This is a genomic window from Agromyces archimandritae, assembly GCF_018024495.1.
GTDB lineage: Bacteria > Actinomycetota > Actinomycetes > Actinomycetales > Microbacteriaceae > Agromyces > Agromyces archimandritae.
In genome coordinates, this window is sequence record NZ_CP071696.1 from 1533692 (window position 1) to 1550100 (window position 16409).

Annotated in this window: 14 protein-coding genes; 5 read left to right on the forward strand and 9 right to left on the reverse strand. The window is 72.1% G+C overall.

What is annotated here, in order from left to right; genetic code table 11:
* Positions 1 to 7 precede the first annotated feature (7 nt).
* From G127AT_RS06940 to G127AT_RS06960, 5 genes are all read right to left on the reverse strand, one after another.
* The gene (locus G127AT_RS06940) at positions 8 to 1873 is read right to left on the reverse strand and encodes an ABC transporter substrate-binding protein (protein ID WP_210901361.1); all 1866 of its coding nucleotides are present in this window, start codon (positions 1871 to 1873) and stop codon (positions 8 to 10) included.
* 224 nt (positions 1874 to 2097) lie between these two features.
* On the reverse strand, positions 2098 to 3351 hold the full coding sequence (locus G127AT_RS06945) for a Fic family protein (protein WP_210901363.1): 1254 nt from the start codon (positions 3349 to 3351) through the stop codon (positions 2098 to 2100).
* A 279-nt stretch (positions 3352 to 3630) separates the two neighbouring features.
* A complete protein-coding gene (locus G127AT_RS06950; protein WP_210901365.1) occupies positions 3631 to 4353 on the reverse strand; it encodes a ribonuclease FAU-1 family protein in 723 nt (240 codons plus the stop codon).
* A 515-nt stretch (positions 4354 to 4868) separates the two neighbouring features.
* The gene (locus G127AT_RS06955) at positions 4869 to 5927 is read right to left on the reverse strand and encodes a serine hydrolase domain-containing protein (RefSeq protein ID WP_210901367.1); all 1059 of its coding nucleotides are present in this window, start codon (positions 5925 to 5927) and stop codon (positions 4869 to 4871) included.
* Positions 5928 to 6396: 469 nt separating this feature from the next.
* Complete coding sequence (locus G127AT_RS06960) at positions 6397 to 7251, reverse strand: SDR family NAD(P)-dependent oxidoreductase (RefSeq protein ID WP_210901369.1); 855 nt, start codon at positions 7249 to 7251, stop codon at positions 6397 to 6399.
* A 140-nt stretch (positions 7252 to 7391) separates the two neighbouring features.
* Between G127AT_RS06960 and G127AT_RS06965 the strand changes: the two genes are divergently transcribed.
* The 5 genes from G127AT_RS06965 (at position 7392) to G127AT_RS06985 (ending at position 12605) form a co-directional block, all read left to right on the forward strand.
* Positions 7392 to 8345 carry an ABC transporter ATP-binding protein gene (locus G127AT_RS06965; protein WP_210901371.1) on the forward strand — a complete coding sequence of 318 codons (954 nt, stop codon included), beginning with the start codon at positions 7392 to 7394 and terminating at the stop codon, positions 8343 to 8345.
* Positions 8346 to 8404: 59 nt separating this feature from the next.
* Positions 8405 to 9421 carry an aliphatic sulfonate ABC transporter substrate-binding protein gene (locus G127AT_RS06970; RefSeq protein ID WP_210901373.1) on the forward strand — a complete coding sequence of 339 codons (1017 nt, stop codon included), beginning with the start codon at positions 8405 to 8407 and terminating at the stop codon, positions 9419 to 9421.
* A 13-nt stretch (positions 9422 to 9434) separates the two neighbouring features.
* Positions 9435 to 10250, forward strand: a complete 816-nt coding sequence (locus G127AT_RS06975; RefSeq protein WP_210901375.1) for an ABC transporter permease — start codon at positions 9435 to 9437, stop codon at positions 10248 to 10250.
* A 182-nt stretch (positions 10251 to 10432) separates the two neighbouring features.
* Positions 10433 to 11887, forward strand: coding sequence for a DUF6421 family protein (locus G127AT_RS06980; protein WP_210901377.1), 1455 nt, complete (start codon positions 10433 to 10435; stop codon positions 11885 to 11887).
* On the forward strand, positions 11880 to 12605 hold the full coding sequence (locus G127AT_RS06985) for an SDR family NAD(P)-dependent oxidoreductase (RefSeq protein ID WP_210901380.1): 726 nt from the start codon (positions 11880 to 11882) through the stop codon (positions 12603 to 12605). Before G127AT_RS06980 ends, G127AT_RS06985 begins: the two co-directional genes overlap by 8 nt.
* 182 nt (positions 12606 to 12787) lie before the next feature.
* Here G127AT_RS06985 and G127AT_RS06990 read toward each other — a convergent pair whose 3' ends face one another.
* From G127AT_RS06990 to G127AT_RS07005, 4 genes are all read right to left on the reverse strand, one after another.
* The gene (locus tag G127AT_RS06990; RefSeq protein WP_210901382.1) at positions 12788 to 13672 is read right to left on the reverse strand and encodes a hypothetical protein; all 885 of its coding nucleotides are present in this window, start codon (positions 13670 to 13672) and stop codon (positions 12788 to 12790) included.
* On the reverse strand, positions 13669 to 14526 hold the full coding sequence (locus G127AT_RS06995) for a hypothetical protein (protein ID WP_210901384.1): 858 nt from the start codon (positions 14524 to 14526) through the stop codon (positions 13669 to 13671). The genes G127AT_RS06990 and G127AT_RS06995 overlap by 4 nt, the downstream gene beginning before the upstream one ends.
* Entirely contained in the window at positions 14523 to 14903 is a 381-nt protein-coding gene (locus G127AT_RS07000; RefSeq protein ID WP_210901386.1) for a PadR family transcriptional regulator, read from the reverse strand. Before G127AT_RS07000 ends, G127AT_RS06995 begins: the two co-directional genes overlap by 4 nt.
* Positions 14904 to 14991: 88 nt before the next feature.
* Positions 14992 to 16296 carry a hypothetical protein gene (locus G127AT_RS07005; RefSeq protein WP_210901388.1) on the reverse strand — a complete coding sequence of 435 codons (1305 nt, stop codon included), beginning with the start codon at positions 16294 to 16296 and terminating at the stop codon, positions 14992 to 14994.
* Between the last annotated feature and the right edge of the window lie 113 nt (positions 16297 to 16409).

The following is a 16409-nucleotide window of genomic DNA, read 5'->3' on the forward strand; positions in this document are numbered from 1 at the left end:
GCCGCGATCACTCCCGCTCGTCGGCCGACTTGCGGCGGCGGACGATGAGGATCGCCGCGACCGCACCGAGCACGACGACCGCACCGATCCCGATCCACACCCCCGTCATCCCGCCGTCGCCGGTCGCAGCCGCATCCGAGACCTCGGCGACCGGTTCGACCGTCAGGTACCCCCAGTAGCCGGCCTGGTTGGCGATGATGCCGTCCTGCTCCGGCATCAGCGTGAAGCCGTCGAAACGGTCGGAACGGTACGCCTCGAGCGACTTGCCGTACCAGAGGGTGATCTGGGCGACATCGGTGTAGTGCAGGCGCAGCATCTCGTGCACGAGTTCGGCGCGCTTGTCGACGTCGAGCTCGGAGTGCTGCTCGGCGTAGAGCCGGTCGAACTCGGGGTTGCACCAGGCATCCTGGCTCGTACCGCCGTTGCCCTCGGCGTCGGGCCTGGTCGAGCACAGGTTGATGCCGAGCTGGTAGTCGGGGTCGGGGTTCACGCTCCAGCCCGAGAAGTACATGTCGTAGTCGCCGACCGAGGTGCGGGCGTCGATCGTGTCGGAGTCGGTGGCCTCGACGTCGATCTCGACGCCGATCTCCTTCAGCCAGCCGGCGATGTACTCGGCGCCGTCGGTCTCCGTGATGTCCTCCGCGTCGGCCAGCAGGCGGATCGTGAGCCGCTGCCCGTCCTTCTCGCGGATGCCGTCGGCACCCGGAACCCAGCCGGCACCGTCCAGCAGCGCCGTCGCGGCATCCGGATCGTACGAAACGATCGCCTCGTCGTCGTCGGGCAGGTGCCACGTCGGGAACGCGGCCGGGATGAAGCTCGTCGCGACCGTGCCCTGACCGTCCAGCACCTGGTTCATCAGGGTCTCGACGTCGATGCCGAGGCGGAGCGCCTGGCGAACCTCGACCTCCTTCAGTGCCGCGCTGCCCGTGCCGTAGGCGACGCCGTCGGGCGTCTCGGAGCCGGGGTTGATGCTGATCGAGGTGAAGCGGCGGCCCTGGCCCGCGTGGGTCGTGATGCCCTCGGTGCCCTCGAGCGCCTCCATCTGCGTCGACGTGAGGCCCGTGACGAAGTCGACCTCGCCCGCCCGCAACGCCTGGATCTGCGCGTCGGGGTTCGTGTAGTAGATGTACTGGATGCCGTCGATCTTCGGGCCGCCGCGCCAGAACTTCGGGTTCGCGACGAGCTCGATCGACTGGTTCGCCGAATAGCTCTTCAGCAGGTACGGGCCCGAGCCGACGACATCGGCGTCGTTCGGATACTCGGCGATGTCGTCGATCTCCGACCATACGTGCTTCGGCACGACCGGGATCTCCAAGCCCGGGTTGGAGGCCTGCGGCGACTTCAGGTGGATGACGAGGGTGCGCTCGTCGGGCGCCTCGAGGCTCTCGAAGTTGCTGACGAGGCTGCCGTTGGCGGTGCCGAGCACCGGATCCTGCATCATCTGCTCGTAGGTCCACTTCGGGTCCTCGGAGGTGATGGGCTCGCCGTCAGACCACTCGAGGCCCTCGTGCAGGGTGAAGGTCCACTCGGTGCCGTCTTCGCTCGACTCCCAGTCCTCGGCCAGGCCCGCGGTCGGCTCGCCGTCTTCGGAGGCGTTCTGCACGAGGCTCTCGTACATGTACCGGATGATGTTCGTCGGCGTCAGGTAGATCGAGATGAACGGGTTGAAGGTGTCGACGAAGCCCGCCGTGGCGATGCGGAAGATGCTCGGGTCTGCGGCGTCGGATGCTTCGGCGGCGACGCCCTGCGCCTGGGCGGGGTTCGCGAACGACGCCGACGCCGGAACGAGCGCGAGACATGCGGCGAGCCCGGCGGCGACGATGCCCGCCGGGGCCCGCCACGAACGTGGACTGGTGCGGGGTGGAACGACCATACGATTCATTTCCTTCGCTGTGAGTACGGGTCACACGAGCAGTGCGCTCGTGTCAGTGCAGCGTTCGAGGCGGCCCCGCGTCAAGTCGAGACGGCCGCTTATCGTAGGAATTTACCCATCGGTTACACCGGGCACAATAGGCCGGTCGCGCGTGGCGGTGTGGATGCCGCCGGGCATCCGCACCCGGTGTTATGTTTCATATCTTCGGGCGACCCGTGTGCCGTTCATCGATGCCGGGTCGACCGGCGGATCTCGGCCGCGTACCCGTCGAGGGCGTCGAGCACGCCCGGATGCTGCCAGACCCGGTTCCGCGCGCGACCCGTGCGCTCGACGAGCACCCCGCGTTCGGTGAGCGTCTCGACGGCGCGCAGCGCGGTCATCTCGGTCAGGCCGAGCGATTCGCGCAGGTGCCGCGTATTGACGACCGGTTGGGCGATGAGATGCGGCACCACATCCCACGCCCGCGAGACCGAGCGGACTCCGGCGAGCTTCGCACGGGATTCGTCGAGCACCCCGGCGAGGGCTTCGACGAGCCCGCGACCCGATACCGCGGCGAACCGCGCCGCATCGGCGAAGCTCCGCAGGATCGGCCCCGCGTCGCCCTCGCGATACGCGCCGAGCGCGTCGAAGTAGCGCGGGGTGTCGATGAGCAGACCCGCCGAAATGGGAACGGTCGTGTGGGTCGCGAGTCGCTTGTTCCGCAGCATGGCCTGCGCGAGCGCGCGACCGGTGCGGCCGTTGCCGTCGACGAAGGGATGGATGGTCTCGAACTGGGCGTGCGCAACCGCCAGCTGGGCGAGCACCGGCAGGTCGACGCGGTCGATGAAGGCGACGAGGTCGTCGAGGGCGGGCCGGATCAGCCCAGGCTGCGAGGCGATGAAGTCCGCACCGCGCGGGCCTGCGTTGTCGCGCCCGCCGATCCACACGAGTTCGGTGCGGAGCCGCCCGGCTTCGCCCTCGAGGCCCGGTTGGCGGGCGAGCAACGCACGGTGCATGGCGAGGATGGAATCCAGGTCGAGGTGTTCGGAGAGCGCGAGCGCCGCCTCCATCGCTCGCACATTCGCGACGACGACGCCGGCGTTCGCGCGGTCGCCCTCGTCGATCTCGGCGAGGGCCAGTTGGCGTGCGGATGCCGTGAGCTGCTCGATCTGGCTGCTCGACGCGCTCTCGGTGCGCAGCAGGATCGCGGACATCGGGCCGAGCGCCGGGTTGCCGGCGCCGAGGCGGTCGAGCGCATACCGGTCGAACTCCAGGAGTGCCCGCGATGCTTCATCGAGGTCGGTGATCAGCGCGGCGGGGAACCGGGGCGACCACGCGGAGATGGCGGACGGCACCGCGGAATCGTAGGGCCCGGTCTGCCGGAGCGTTTCTGCGCGCGAGAAGATCTCGGGATGCCGGGGGCGCCACTCGTGTCGCGACGTGCCGGTCGCCGGCACGTCGACGCGTCCTTCGTCCGCGTTCGTTCCATCTGTGGGCATACGCCGAGCCTACCCACACATAGGGCTCTATCTGTTGGTAAGACGCAGCCCAACCCGCACATACAGGCGCCCGCGCTCGCCCCCCGGCTCGATTCCCACTCGATAGAGGTCGACTCTCCCGTTGGAGGTTCCGGATTCGCGACCTCCAACGGGAGAGTCGACCTCCATCGCGAGTGGATGCCGCGGGTCACCGACCCGCCGGGACATAGGAGTGCCGATCTCCCGCAGGAGTGCCCACTTCCCGGCACTCCGGCGGGAAATCGGCACTTCCCCGCGAGGTCACCGACCCGCCGGGCGCTCCGGGTGGACGGACGCCCACTCCTCCGGGAGCGGCACCGGCCCCACCGCCGGCGGCACCCACGGCGACCAGTCCATCGCGGCCGGCCCATCGCCCGCGCGCAGCAGCCCGGCGAGCTCGTCACCCGCTCGGCGGATGCGCGCCGCCTCGGCGGCGGTGAAGAAGCCGTGTTCGGTGAACCACGCCAGTTCGTCCTCATCCTTGAATCCCACCCGCCACCCCGGTGTGCCGGGCCGCCCCTCGGCGACGACGTCGAGCGCCCAGTCGCGGGTGTCGAAGCCGATCGGGGTGCGCCGCCACGGTGCTTCGAGGTTGCCGTACCAGTCGCTCGTCCAGTCCCGGCCGTCGTGCCACCGCCACAGCGACCAGCATCGCCCCCGCGGGTGGACGCGCACGACCGCCTCGCCCTCCCACTCGGCGAGGTCGTACGAACCGTCCCAGTCATCCACCGCGATGTTGCGGCCGCGGGGCCCCGTCCGACGCCCCGCCCGCGATGCCCGCCCGGAACCCGACGGCGTTGCGACGACCGCGAACTCGGCGTCGTCCTGCAGCACGATGCCCGCGACGGCGAAGCTCACCGCGAGGCCGTGCCGCGGGATGCGTTTCAGACTCCGCAACGCGACCGCGGTGCCTGCCGGGTGCGGCGCCGGTTCCGGCCCGGCATCGTCTCCGTGCGGCGCGAGCTCCCCGAGGTTGTCGTCCATCCGCCCACGCTAGCGGCGCCGGCGCGGCGCTCCGCCGAGCACCGCCGGGGCGCGATCCACTGCCGCGGGTCGCTGCTCCGCCGGGCGCGCACCGGGCCTGGTGTCCAGCGCCCGCCGACGCAGGAGTGCCCACTTCCCGGCACTCCGGCGGGAAATCGGCACTCCTACGCGTCGCTATTCGGGAGATCCGCACTCCTGCGAGTGCTGCCGCCCGCCGAGCGGCGCGGGCGGCATCCACTGCCCGGACTCGCCCGTTGGAGGTCGCTGCTCCCGTTGGAGGTCGCGAATCCGGAACCTCCAACGGGAGACACGACCTCCATCGAGAGTGGATGCCGCGGGTCACCGCCCCGCCGGGCGCACGCCCGGCCCGGTGTACGGCGCCCGGCGACGCAGGAGTGCCGATCTCCCGCCGGAGTGCCCGCTTCCCGGCACTCCGGCGGGAGATCGGCACTTCTCCGCGTCGCTATTCGGGAGATCCGCACTCCTGCGGGAGATCGGCACTTCAGGGAGGGGCGTCAGGGGCGCGGGGCGGCGGGGAGGCCGAGCCAATCGAGCGCGGCGAAGCGCGGGGCGCCGAGGAGGCGGTGCAGGACGGCATCCACTGCGCGAAGACCCTCGGAGCTATTGAAGAACATGCCGACGGCCTCGCCCCGCGCCGGGGAAGCGGCGAAGAACGCCGTGCGGATGCCGTTATCGCCCCAGTGCCAGGCCCAGTCGCCGTCGGCGCGGTGCTCCAGGCCGACGCCGAGACCCCATGAGACGGTGTCGGCGGCGGCGGCCGCCGGCCATCCGCGCGCGTCGGAGGCCGGGGCGAGCCAGGCGGCGTGCGCGGCCGGCGAGAGGCCCTCGCCGCCGAGGAGGGCGCGGCGCACGAAGCGGTCGTAATCGGTCGCGGTCGTCGTCAGGGTGTAGGCGATGCTGCCGCGCGTGTAGCGGCTCGGGATGCCGGGCCGGCCGGCCCGGTCGTGCCCGGCGACGAGGTGCGCCGCGTCGGGCAGCCGGAACACGAGGCTCGTGTCGGCCATGCCGAAGGGGCCGAACACCTCCTCGGCGAGGGAGCGCGCGAACGGGCGCCCGTCGATCGCCTCGACGGTGCGTTGCAGCACCTGGAAGCCGTCGCCCGAGTATCCGAACCGCTCGCCGGGCTCCCACGCGGGGGTGAGCGGCGCCTCGTCGGAGCCGGGATCCCCGGCCCAGTCGGGCAGCCCGGTCGTGTGCGCGAGCACGTGGCGTGCGGTGATGCGGCGGGCGCGGGCGTCGGTTCGGGGCGATGGATGCCGGGAGTGCAGCGTCTCGTCGAGGTCGAGGCGCCCGGCATCCACTCGCCTGAGGACGAGGTATGCCGCTACGACCTTGGTGAGCGATGCCGCCTCGAAACGGGTGCGCGGCGTGACGGGGTCGCCGGTTCCGGCGTCGCGCACGCCGAACGCGAAGGCGTCGGTGCTGCCGGGCCGCGAGTGCACGATCTGGGCGCCGGGGACGCCGTGGCGCGCGAGGATCGCGGCGAGCGCGGCATCCGGATGCGGGCCGGCGGCGTCTCCGTACGGCGCGAACCGCCCGAGGCTGTCCTCCATCCGCCCACCGTAGCCGCTGCTCGCGGCGCCTCGCCGGGCGCTCTCGAGCGCCGGTGCGAGACCGGAGTCCGGCTCGGCGGAGGGTCTCGATACGCTCGTGCCTCGCTACTCGACCGGCGCCAGAGCGCCACCCCGTCGGTCGAGTAGGCGCGCCAGCGCCGTATCGAGACCAGTCGAGGGTCTCGATACGCGAGCTGTGCTCGCTACTCGACCGGCGCCAGGGCGCCACCCGTCGGTCGAGTAGGCGCGCCAGCGCCGTATCGAGACCAGTCGAGGGTCTCGATACGCGAGCTGTGCTCGCTACTCGACCGGCGTCAGGGCGCCACCCGTCGGTCGAGGAGGCGCGCCGGCGCCGTATCGAGACCAGTCGAGAGTCTCGATACGCGAGCTGTGCTCGCTACTCGACCGGCGCCAGGGCGCCACCCCGTCGGTCGAGTAGGCGCGCCGGCGCCGTATCGAGACCTCCTCGCTACGCGACCGGCGGCTGCGCCGGCCGCCCGGTGAAGCGTTCCATGGAGCGGTAGACGCCCATGCCGTCGCCGACGACGCGGTCGAAGACGCGGGTCGGCAGGACGGCCCGGAGGATGCGTGCGAGGCGCACCGAGGCGGGCAGTTCGACGAGGGGGCGGCCGTCGAGCATGGCCTGCCAGACGCGTTCGACGACGACCTCGGGTTCGAGGATGGGCGTCAGCATCGGGCCGCGGGCTCCGGCGAACATGCCGGTAGAGATGTAACTGGGCGTGACGGTGACGACCTTCACGTGGTCGTGGCCGGCCTGTTCGAGCTCGATGCGCAGCGAGTCGCTCCAGCCGATGAGGGCCGCTTTCGAGGCGGCGTACACGGCCATGCGGGGGTTGCCGAGCGTGCCGGCGGCCGAGGCGATGTTGACGATCCGCGACGGGCGGCCCAAGGCGATCATGCCGGGCAGGAACTCGCGGGCGATGTACATGGGCGCGAGCGCGTTGACCTGCATCGTGGGGCGGGTGTCGTCGCCCGAGTCGGACTCCCAGAAGTAGGCGTTGCCGCGCACGATGCCGGCGTTGTTGAAGAGGATGTCGGGGGTGCCGACTTCCTTGCGGGTCTTCTGGGCGGTCTTCGCGATGCCGCCGAGGTCGGAGACGTCGACGACGTACGAGCGGATGCCGGTGCGGCCCCGCGATTTCTCGCCGAGCTCGTCGGCGACGCGCGCGAGCGCGGCCGCGTCCCGATCCCACAGCACGACGGATGCCGCCGCCTCTTCGACGGCGAGTTCGGCGTACATCCGCCCCATTCCGGCAGCCGCGCCGGTGATGAGCACGTTCGCGCCACGCACGGTTCTCGTCATCGCACCATCTTCGCGCACCTGCGCACCGGAGTGTTACGCCGCGGGTCGGCGGGCGCTGACAAGAGCCGGTGCGCCTGGCTAGCGTCGGAACCCCGTCGGGCTCGTCCCGGCATCCACACCACCACCGCCGAGGAGCCGTCATGGCATCGTCATCCACCGCGGCGCGGCCGTCGGCCGATGCGCTGCGCCGGGCCGCACCGATCGGGTTCGCGGGCGTGGGCCGCACGTTCACGGTCGCAGGCGGCGAACGGGTCGTGCTGCGGGGTGTGGATCTCGACGTCGCCGCCGGCGAGATCGTCGCGATCATCGGGCCGAGCGGATGCGGCAAGTCGACCCTGCTGCGCCTGGCCGGCGGGCTCGACGAGCCGAGCGAGGGCCGCATCGCGATCGACGGAACCCCGGTCGCCGCCTACGACGACCGTTCGGCGATCGGGTTCCAGGAGCCGCGGCTGCTGCCGTGGCGTTCCCTGGCCGACAACGTGGCGCTCGGGCTGCCGCGGGGCGCGCACTCGCGGCGCGACGCCGAGGCGATCGTCGGGCGGCTGCTCGAGCTCGTGGGCCTGGCCGATTCGGCCGGGCACCGGCCGCGCGAGGTTTCCGGCGGCATGGCGCAGCGGGCATCCCTCGCCCGGGCGCTCGCCCGCACCCCCGCCGTGCTGCTGCTCGACGAGCCGTTCGGGGCGCTGGATGCGCTGACGCGCCTCCGCATGCAGGACCTCCTGCTCGACGTGCACCGCACCGAACCGACGACGGTGCTGCTCGTCACGCACGACGTCGACGAAGCGCTGCAGCTGGCCGACCGCGTCGTGCTGCTCGGTGCGAACGAAAGCGGCGCGAACAAGAGCGGTGCGAACAACAGCGGCGCGAGCAAGAGCGGCGCGAACGAGGACGGGGCGGGCGCCGGCATCCGCCGCATCGTCGAGGTGCCGGGCGCGAGGCCCCGCGACCGGGGTTCGGCCGAGCTCGCCGAGCTCCGCGCCGAACTGCTCGAGGGGCTCGGCGTCGACCGGCATGAACACGGCACAGGCGGCGTCGCCTCCGGCGGGCGGCGCGCCGGGGCATCCGCACCCGAGCACGCCCGGCTCGCCTCCTGACCGCGCACCACCACCCGAGTACCCACCGCAGAACAGCCCAGACCAGCACGAGGAGTCCCATGTCCCGCACGACCTTCCGCACGGCGCTCGCCGCCGGCGCCGCCGCATCCGCCCTGCTGCTCACGGGCTGCGTCGCCGGCGAGAACGCGCCGGCCGCCGAGAACCCCGGCGACGGCCTCGAGGGCCAGTCGCTCGCGATCGACTTCGCGACCTACAACCCGCTGAGCCTCATCATCAAGGACCAGGGTTGGCTCGAAGACGCCGGCCTCGAGGTCGAATGGGTGCAGTCGGCGGGCTCGAACAAGGCGAACGAGGCGCTGCGCGCCGGCGCGGTGGATGTCGGTTCGACGGCCGGATCGGCGGCCCTGCTGGCCCGGTCGAACGGTTCGCCGATCAAGGTCATCGACATCTACTCGCAGCCGGAGTGGGCGGCCCTCGTCGCCCCCGACGGCTCGCCGATCACCTCGGTCGAGCAGCTGAAGGGCAAGCAGGTCGCGGCGACGAAGGGCACCGACCCGTACTTCTTCCTGCTGCAGTCGCTTGAGGCCGGCGGTCTCGCGCCCGACGACATCACGGTGCAGAACCTGCAGCACGCCGACGGATGGGCGGCCCTGCAGGCCGGCGCGGTGGATGCGTGGTCGGGCCTCGACCCGATCATGGCCGGCGCGGAGGAGGAGGGCGCGACGCTCTTCTACCGCAACGTCGACTTCAACAGCTACGGGTTCCTGAACGCGACCGAGGAGTTCCTCGAGAACCGCCCCGAGGTCGCGCAGGCCGTCGTCGACGCCTACGAGCAGGCCCGCGCATGGGCCGCCGAGCACCCCGAGGAGACCGCGCAGATCCTCGCCGACGTCGCCGGCCTCGACCTCGCGGTCGCGACGAAGGTCATCGAGGAACGCTCGAACCTCGACGTCGACCCGGTGCCCGGCCAGGCGCAGATCGACGTGCTGAAGAAGATCGGCCCCGTCTTCGTCGAGCTCGGCGACGTGCCGAACCAGCAGCTGGTCGACGACGCCCTCGACACCCTCATCGACGACTCCTTCGTCACCGCGGCCGACCCGGGCCGCTTCGCGTAAGGCGGGTTCGAGCATGGCCGAGGTGTTGCAGCGAGCGGATGCCGCGGGGCGCCCCACGGCATCCGCACCCCTGACGCGTCGTCGCTGGTTCCGGGTCGCCGGCGGCGCGATCATCCCGGTCGTGCTGCTCGCGGCCTGGCAGATCGTGTCGACGTCGGGGCTCGTGCCGGTGTCGCGGATGCCGTCGCCCGAGATGGTGTGGCTCGCCGGCATCGATCTGGCCGAGCGCGGCCAGCTCGGGCTGTACGTGGCGATCTCGACGCAGCGGGTGCTGCTCGGCTTCGCGTTCGGCGCCGTCATCGGCATCGTCGTCGGCGCCGTGGTGGGCCTGTCGCGGCTGGCGGATGTGCTCATCGCCCCGACGCTCGGCGCGGTGCGGGCGGTGCCGTCGCTCGCGTGGATCCCACTGCTGCTGCTGTGGTTCGGCATCGGCGAGGATTCGAAGGTCATCCTCATCGCGATCGGCGCGTTCTTCCCCGTGTATACGATCGTCGCCGCCTCGCTCCGGCACGTCGACCGGCAGCTGCTCGAGGCCGGCCGCGCCTTCGGGCTTCGGGGGATTCGACTGTTCGGCACCGTGCAGCTGCCGGCGGTCGTGCCGTCGGTGCTGTCGGGCCTCAGGCTGGCGCTCGCGCAGGCGTGGCTGTTCCTCGTCGCCGCCGAGCTCCTGGCATCCTCGATGGGCCTCGGTTTCCTCTTGAACGACTCGGGTCAGAACGGGCGGATCGACCGCATCTTCCTCGCGATCATCCTGCTCGCCGTGCTCGGCAAACTGAGCGACGCCCTCGTCGGCCTCCTCGAGAAGTGGGCGATCCGCCGCTGGGCGTGAGCGCAGCGCCCGTGCACGCATCGCGCGCCGCACGCGCGAGGCGAGCGCGTCGGAGGCGTGACGCGCAAGGAACCCGCGCCGACCCGCAACACAAATGACGGACCCCCGGCCTAGCCTGAAACCAGGGGCCGATCGCGCCCCGGCATCCACACGCGAAGCCCAATGGGGAACGGAGGGTCATCATGTCGAACGTCACCATCGACGCCGTCGTCGGCGAACCCGAGGTCCTCGAAGACCGCGCGACGCCCGAGCAGATCGCCCTCGCCGACGGCGTCGAGACCGACGCTGCCTGGGTCGCGCTGAAGGCCGCCGCGACCGAGCTGCAGGGCCTGCAGGTCAAGGACGGCTCGGTGCCCGAGGAAGCCGACAAGCCGCGCGCCGCCGAACTCGTCGCCGAGATCACGGGCGCCATCGGGCGCCTCGCGCCGCGGTTCCCGCACGAGGCCGAGTACCTCGCGGCATCCATCGCGGACTTCGACCGGTGGCGGGACGAGGGCTTCGGCGTGCCCGACTTCCTCGACTCGCTCGTCGCGTTCCAGCCGCAGCGGCAGCGCGTCGACGGCATCCGCCACCTCGTCGTGTTCCCGATGTACACGCAGAACGGCTCCCCCGACCGGCATGTCGAGGCCCTCGTCGTCGAGACGATCTGGCCCGAGTTCATCGCGCGCCTCGAAGCGACCGACTACTCGAACAAGCTGTTCGTGAGCCTGCGCCTCATCGACTTCACCCCGGGCTACGACACGAATTCGGCGGTGCTGTTCCCCGAGACCGTCGCGATGCGCGAGATCCCGCCGTTCACGTGGGGCGCGATCTTCCAGGACCGCGAGGCCGCCCGCTACCGCCGCGTCGTCAAGCGCGCCGCCGAGATCACCGAGCTCGAACTGCCGGCAGGCCTCGCCGAAATGCTCGACGACCAGGCTCTCGCCGAGCGCATGTTCGTCATGTGGGACCTCATCCACGACCGCACGCACATGCGCGGCGACCTGCCGTTCGACCCGTTCATGATCAAACAGCGCATGCCGTTCTTCCTGTACTCCCTCGAAGAGATGCGCTGCGACCTCACCGCGTTCCGCGAGTCGGTCAAGATCGAGCAGCGCCTGCGCGGGCGTGTGGATGCCGGCGAGGCCCTCGACGACCTCGACGCCCAGCTCCTCGAACACGCCGAACTCGTGCAGTACGGGGTGATCTTCGACCGCATCTTCCGCTTCGCGATCACCGGATCGCGCGTGCGCAACTACGACGGGCTCGGTGGGCAGCTGCTGTTCGCCTGGTTGCACCGCCGGCACGCCCTCGAATGGACCGACGTGCGCCTCACCTTCGACTGGGACGCCGTGCCGGCTGCCGTCGTCGCCCTCGGCGACGCGATCGACGAACTCTACTGGGAGTCGATCGACCGCCCGAAGACGGTGCACTGGCTCGCCGCCTACGACCTCGTGCGATCCGTGCTCGCCCCGAACCCCGCCTCCGTGTGGGCCGACGGGCTGCCGCGCGACGTGCTCGCCGGCCCGCCGAAGGGCTACACCGACCTCGTGATGGACGACGAGTTCCCGCTGTCGATGTTCTACGAAGCGCTGAACAAGAAGATGGGCGACGTCATCGAGTCGACGCGCGGCATCACCGGCCGCAGCGATGCCTGAGGCCGGCGAGACCGGCACCGCGGGCGCGGGTGCGGATGCCGTGAGCACCGCACCCGCGGGCCGCGCCACGGCATCCGGAGCCGCCGGCCGCACCGTGCTCATCGGCGGCGGCACCTCGGCGTCGGGCCTCGCCGTCGCCCGGGCCCTCGTGGATGCCGGGGCGACCGTCATCACCGTCGGGTCCCGGCAGGACCGGCTCGACGCCGCGGCCGCCGAGATCCCCGGCCTGCTCGTGCAGCGCTGCGACCTCGGCGACGACCGGGCCGTGCTCGAACTCGTCATGGACGTCCACGCCCGCGTGGGCGACATCGACGGCCTCGTGAGCCTCGTCGGCGGCTGGCGCGGAGGCGGCGGCATCCCGGGCCAGACCGAGGAGGACTTCCGCTTCCTCGAAACGTCCTTCACCGCTCTGCGGCTGACCAGCCGGTTCTTCTGGGACGATCTCGTCTCCTCCGACGCCGGCCGGGTCGCGATCGTCTCCTCGACCTCGGTGCCGCACCCCACGGCCGGCGGCGCGAACTACGCCGCCGTCAAGGCCGCGAGCGAATCGTGGATGGCCTCGCTCGCCGACGGCTTCGCGAAGCAGTCGCCGGATGCGGCCGCCGTCACCTACCGGGTGCGCTCGCTCGCCGGCCTGGAGGGCGCCCTCGCGGCATCCATCGCCGGACTCTGGGGCGCAGACGCCCCCGCCAACGGCGCCGTCGTCCCGCTCGGCTAGGCGGCCGGGGGCGGCGGGCCTCATAGGCGCGCCGCGCGACTCCACATCCGTTCCCGGGGTCGTTTCCTGCCACGTTTCCGCGAGATACCGCTCGCGGATGGCGGGATTCGACCCCCGGAAGCGGGGAGCCGACCGCGCCGTGGGGCCGCCGCTCAGCCGCCGCACCGCCCGCCGGGCCGCCCTCAGTGCATGTTGTCCTGCCCCGAGGCGTGGGTCGCGTACCCGGCGCAACCGGCGTCCTCCCAGCGGTAAGCGGATCCCAGACCGGCATCCCCGTAGAGCGCGAGGTTCCACGCATCGACCTCCGCGGCCGTCAGGTCGGCGGGTCGTGCCGGGTCTCCCGCGAGGTGTTCCTCGTCCGTCAGCTGCCACCAGCCGACGACGCGGTACTCGAAGCCCTGCTCGGCCATGCAGTCCGCGGTGAGCTGATGGTACGCGAGCACGACCTCGCGCTGGGTGGGCCGGGCGGGATCGATCGGCGGGATCGGCGCCGTCAGCGGAGTGCCGGCCTCGCGCGCGAGTTCGGCTTCGTGCTCACCGCGGCCGATGCAGCCGCGATCCTCCCACGGCGCCGACCCGTCGTACATGCCGGCGTCTCCGCCGTACAACGCCTGCAGCCACAGGATCGAGGTCTCGTAGTCGAGCCCCTTCGGTTGCGCCTGTCCGCCGATCCACCACGGGTCGACGAGATAGTCGAAGCCGGCCTCCTGCATGCACGCCCGCACGACCTGCTGCTCGCCGAGCCATTCCATGCGAGTCTGTTCGCTGAGGTATTCGGGGTCGCCCGGCGTGAGGTAGGGGTTGTATTTCGGCGATGTCGGGTCGAGCTCGAGGGCCGGTTCGGCGACCGGTTCGGCGACCGGTTCGGCGGTCGGCTCCGCGGGCGCGGTCGTGGTCGGAGCGGGCGCGGCATCCACCGCGTCGTTCGTCGCGGCCGCCTGGATCGCGATGCTCGGCGGCTCGGGCAGCTTCAGACCGGCGGCTCCGAAAGCGAACGCGCCGAGGGCGACGGCCCCGACGAGCCCGGCGGTCGCGCCGACACCCACGGCGAGGCGTTTCGTGTTCATACGTGCTCCTGTTCGACGGTGGATGCCGGTGCGAACCCGCGACGGCGTGCACCGCTGTGACGCGCGCCGGGCTCGGGAGCCCACCACACGGCCATGGCGACGAAGTACAGCACGCCGGCGACGGTCAGCACCCGGTTCACGAGGATCGCCTGCGCGGGTTGCGAGACGTAGAAGTCGGTCATGGTGGTGCTCGCCGCGAACACGGCGTACATACCGTGGCGCAGCAGGATGTACGCGGCCGAGGCGAGCGCGAAGGCGCCGAGGGTGCGCCGGCCGGGCGCGAGGGTGAGGATCGCCCCGATGGATGCCAGGGCGAAGCCGACGATGCCGGCGCCGAGCATTTCGGACGCGGCCGACGCGCCCGTCGCGCCGGCGGCGCGCAGCGCGTGCACGATGACGGTAACGCCCCAGGCGAGCAGCAGCGCGGTCACGAGGTGAGTGGCGGCGGGCATCGCGATCGGGAGGGTTCCGGGTTCGGCACTCTCCCGGCGAAGGGTGCGGAGGCGCCAGGCCAGGTCGGCGGGCATGCCGTGCAGCGCGCGGCCGACGATCGCGCGACCGGCGGAGGCGCCGGCATCCACCCGATGCTCATGGAGGTCGGAGGCGAGCTCGGCGCGCCGCTCGGTCGCGACCGGCCCGGGGAGGTCGGCCGTGTACCAACGGCACCACGCCATGACGAAGCGTTCGGCGCGCGGCAGTTCGCACCGTGGGGCGAGCCGCACGACCGCGGCGGTCGGCCCTGCAGGGTCGGGTGCGGATGCGTTCGCGTGGCGCCGCGCCGACACGGGGTCGGGGGTGGATGCCCGTGCGCCTGCCGCGCCGTCGGGTGCGGATGCCGTGACGCCCCCGCTCATGCGAGCGCCGCCTTGCCGACGGGCGCCGTCCGGGGAGCGGCCGCCGCACGCGCGGCAGCCTGCGCCGCGGCGGCCGCGCTCGCGGCGCGCTCGCCGAGCCCGCTCACCCGGTACAGGCGCCGCCGGGGGCGGCCTTCGCGTTCGGACGCGGCCGGATCCTCCCACTCGGATTCGAGCAGGCCGGCCTCGGTGAGGCGCCCGAGCGCCTTGTAGAGCGTGCCGTGCGCGGTGAGGGCGCCGGAATCGCCCGCGTGCTCGGCGATGCGCTTCGCGAGGGCGAAGCCGTAGAAGTCTCCGTCGGCGGCTTGCAATTCGAGGCCCGCTTCGAGGATGGAGAGCTCGAGCGGCAGGAGCGTTCCTTCACGTCTGCGCGGCATGAGCCGAGTTTAGGAAGATATCTTCCTACTCCCCAAGCCCCTCTTCGGGTGGCCCCAGCAGCAGAATGCGTATGGATGCCGGGCGCGCTCAGCGCCAGGAGGCGTAGCCGGTTTCGGCGGCGCCCTGCGCCCAGCAGCCCGAGGTCGCGCCCTCGCTGCTGGCGGCGCCGCCGTAGAGCAGGTCTTCCCACGCGGCCCGCTCGGCCTTGTCGAGCCCCGTGGGCATCGCCGGCAGGGCTCCGTCGGTGCTCTCGTATGCGGGGTTCCAGTGCTCCCAGTAGAGGTATTCCTGGCCGGCGGTGTTCATGCATCCGCGCACCGCATCCTGGAACTGGATCCACTGTTCGCGCTCGGTCGGCCCGTCGGGCTGCGGCAGCAGTTCGCCCTGCAGCGGGGTGCCGGCGGCTTCGGCTTCGTCGGCGGCGCGCTGCCCGACGGCTTCGCAGCCCTCGGCGGAGCCCGATCCGGAGCCGCGGAGGGCCTGCATCCACGCAGCCGTGGCCGACCCGAGGTTCTGCGGTTGCGGGCTGCCGCCGAACCACCACTGCCATTCGAGGTATTCGAAGCCGGCGTCGGCCATGCACTCGCGGACGACCGCTTCGCGGCCGAGCCAGGCGCGGCGCTCGGCGTCGCTGACGAACGCGGGGTCGCCGGGCGTCGTGTACGGGTTGTACTTCGGCGACATGGGGTCGGCCGGGTCCTGGGAGACCGGCGGATGCGGGCGCTGCGTGGTCACCGGCGGCGTCGGGGTCGGCGTGGGGCGCTGCGTGGCAGGCTCCTCGGGTTTCCCGGTGGGGCTCGGCTGCTCGACGGTGGGGTCGGGGGTGTCGGTTGCGTCGTCGTCGCGGGGTGCGCCGCCCTTGATCGGGGTGCCGAGGGTTCCGTCGCCGGCGACCGCCTCGTCGGCGTCGTCGTACGGCAGCGACTCGCCGGCCTCGATCGCGTCGATCACCGCGCCGACATCGCCGCCGTTGCCGACGCCGGCCTGCACGCCCGTGTTGATCGCGAACCCGGCGATGGCGACGGTCGCGAGGGCACCGGCGCCGAGCAGCACGAGACGCCGACCTGAGGCCGCGCCGCGGCGCTCGGGGTGCCCGAGCGACGCACGGTGGATGCCGCGACGCACGGCGAGCCTGGTCAGGCGCCCGATCCGTACCATCCGACGGCGGAGCGGCGCGAGGGCGGCCCGGGCACGGCGCGAGGCGGCGCCGGCCGTGCGGGCGATCCGGTGTGCGGCGACGGAAACGGTCGCGGCGACGGTTCCGGCGGCCGATCGAACGGTTCCGCGGAACCCGCGTGCGGTGCGCGGCGGCCGGCCTGCGGGCCGTCGGCGCTCGCCGCGACGGACGCGCGACGCTCGCCGCGAGTCGGGGTTCGAGGGGGTACCCGGCATCCAGCCGATCTTAAGCGGCCCTTCGGCGAGAAACAAGCTCTGCCGGCCCAGTCAACCCCCATTCCAGGGGTCATCCCAGGGAGCGGTCTCGCCCGCTCGCGGGCGCGAGGTCG

Coding starts and splice junctions, on each gene's coding strand:
- G127AT_RS06955 (WP_210901367.1), bottom strand. CDS start 5,927: ATGGAGGACAGCCTCGGGCGGTTCGCGCCGTACGGAGACGCCGCCGGC.
- G127AT_RS06945 (WP_210901363.1), bottom strand. CDS start 3,351: ATGCCCACAGATGGAACGAACGCGGACGAAGGACGCGTCGACGTGCCG.
- G127AT_RS06980 (WP_210901377.1), top strand. CDS start 10,433: ATGTCGAACGTCACCATCGACGCCGTCGTCGGCGAACCCGAGGTCCTC.
- G127AT_RS06970 (WP_210901373.1), top strand. CDS start 8,405: ATGTCCCGCACGACCTTCCGCACGGCGCTCGCCGCCGGCGCCGCCGCA.
- G127AT_RS06985 (WP_210901380.1), top strand. CDS start 11,880: ATGCCTGAGGCCGGCGAGACCGGCACCGCGGGCGCGGGTGCGGATGCC.
- G127AT_RS06950 (WP_210901365.1), bottom strand. CDS start 4,353: ATGGACGACAACCTCGGGGAGCTCGCGCCGCACGGAGACGATGCCGGG.
- G127AT_RS06975 (WP_210901375.1), top strand. CDS start 9,435: ATGGCCGAGGTGTTGCAGCGAGCGGATGCCGCGGGGCGCCCCACGGCA.
- G127AT_RS07005 (WP_210901388.1), bottom strand. CDS start 16,296: ATGCCGGGTACCCCCTCGAACCCCGACTCGCGGCGAGCGTCGCGCGTC.
- G127AT_RS06965 (WP_210901371.1), top strand. CDS start 7,392: ATGGCATCGTCATCCACCGCGGCGCGGCCGTCGGCCGATGCGCTGCGC.
- G127AT_RS06940 (WP_210901361.1), bottom strand. CDS start 1,873: ATGGTCGTTCCACCCCGCACCAGTCCACGTTCGTGGCGGGCCCCGGCG.
- G127AT_RS06995 (WP_210901384.1), bottom strand. CDS start 14,526: ATGAGCGGGGGCGTCACGGCATCCGCACCCGACGGCGCGGCAGGCGCA.
- G127AT_RS06960 (WP_210901369.1), bottom strand. CDS start 7,251: ATGACGAGAACCGTGCGTGGCGCGAACGTGCTCATCACCGGCGCGGCT.
- G127AT_RS07000 (WP_210901386.1), bottom strand. CDS start 14,903: ATGCCGCGCAGACGTGAAGGAACGCTCCTGCCGCTCGAGCTCTCCATC.
- G127AT_RS06990 (WP_210901382.1), bottom strand. CDS start 13,672: ATGAACACGAAACGCCTCGCCGTGGGTGTCGGCGCGACCGCCGGGCTC.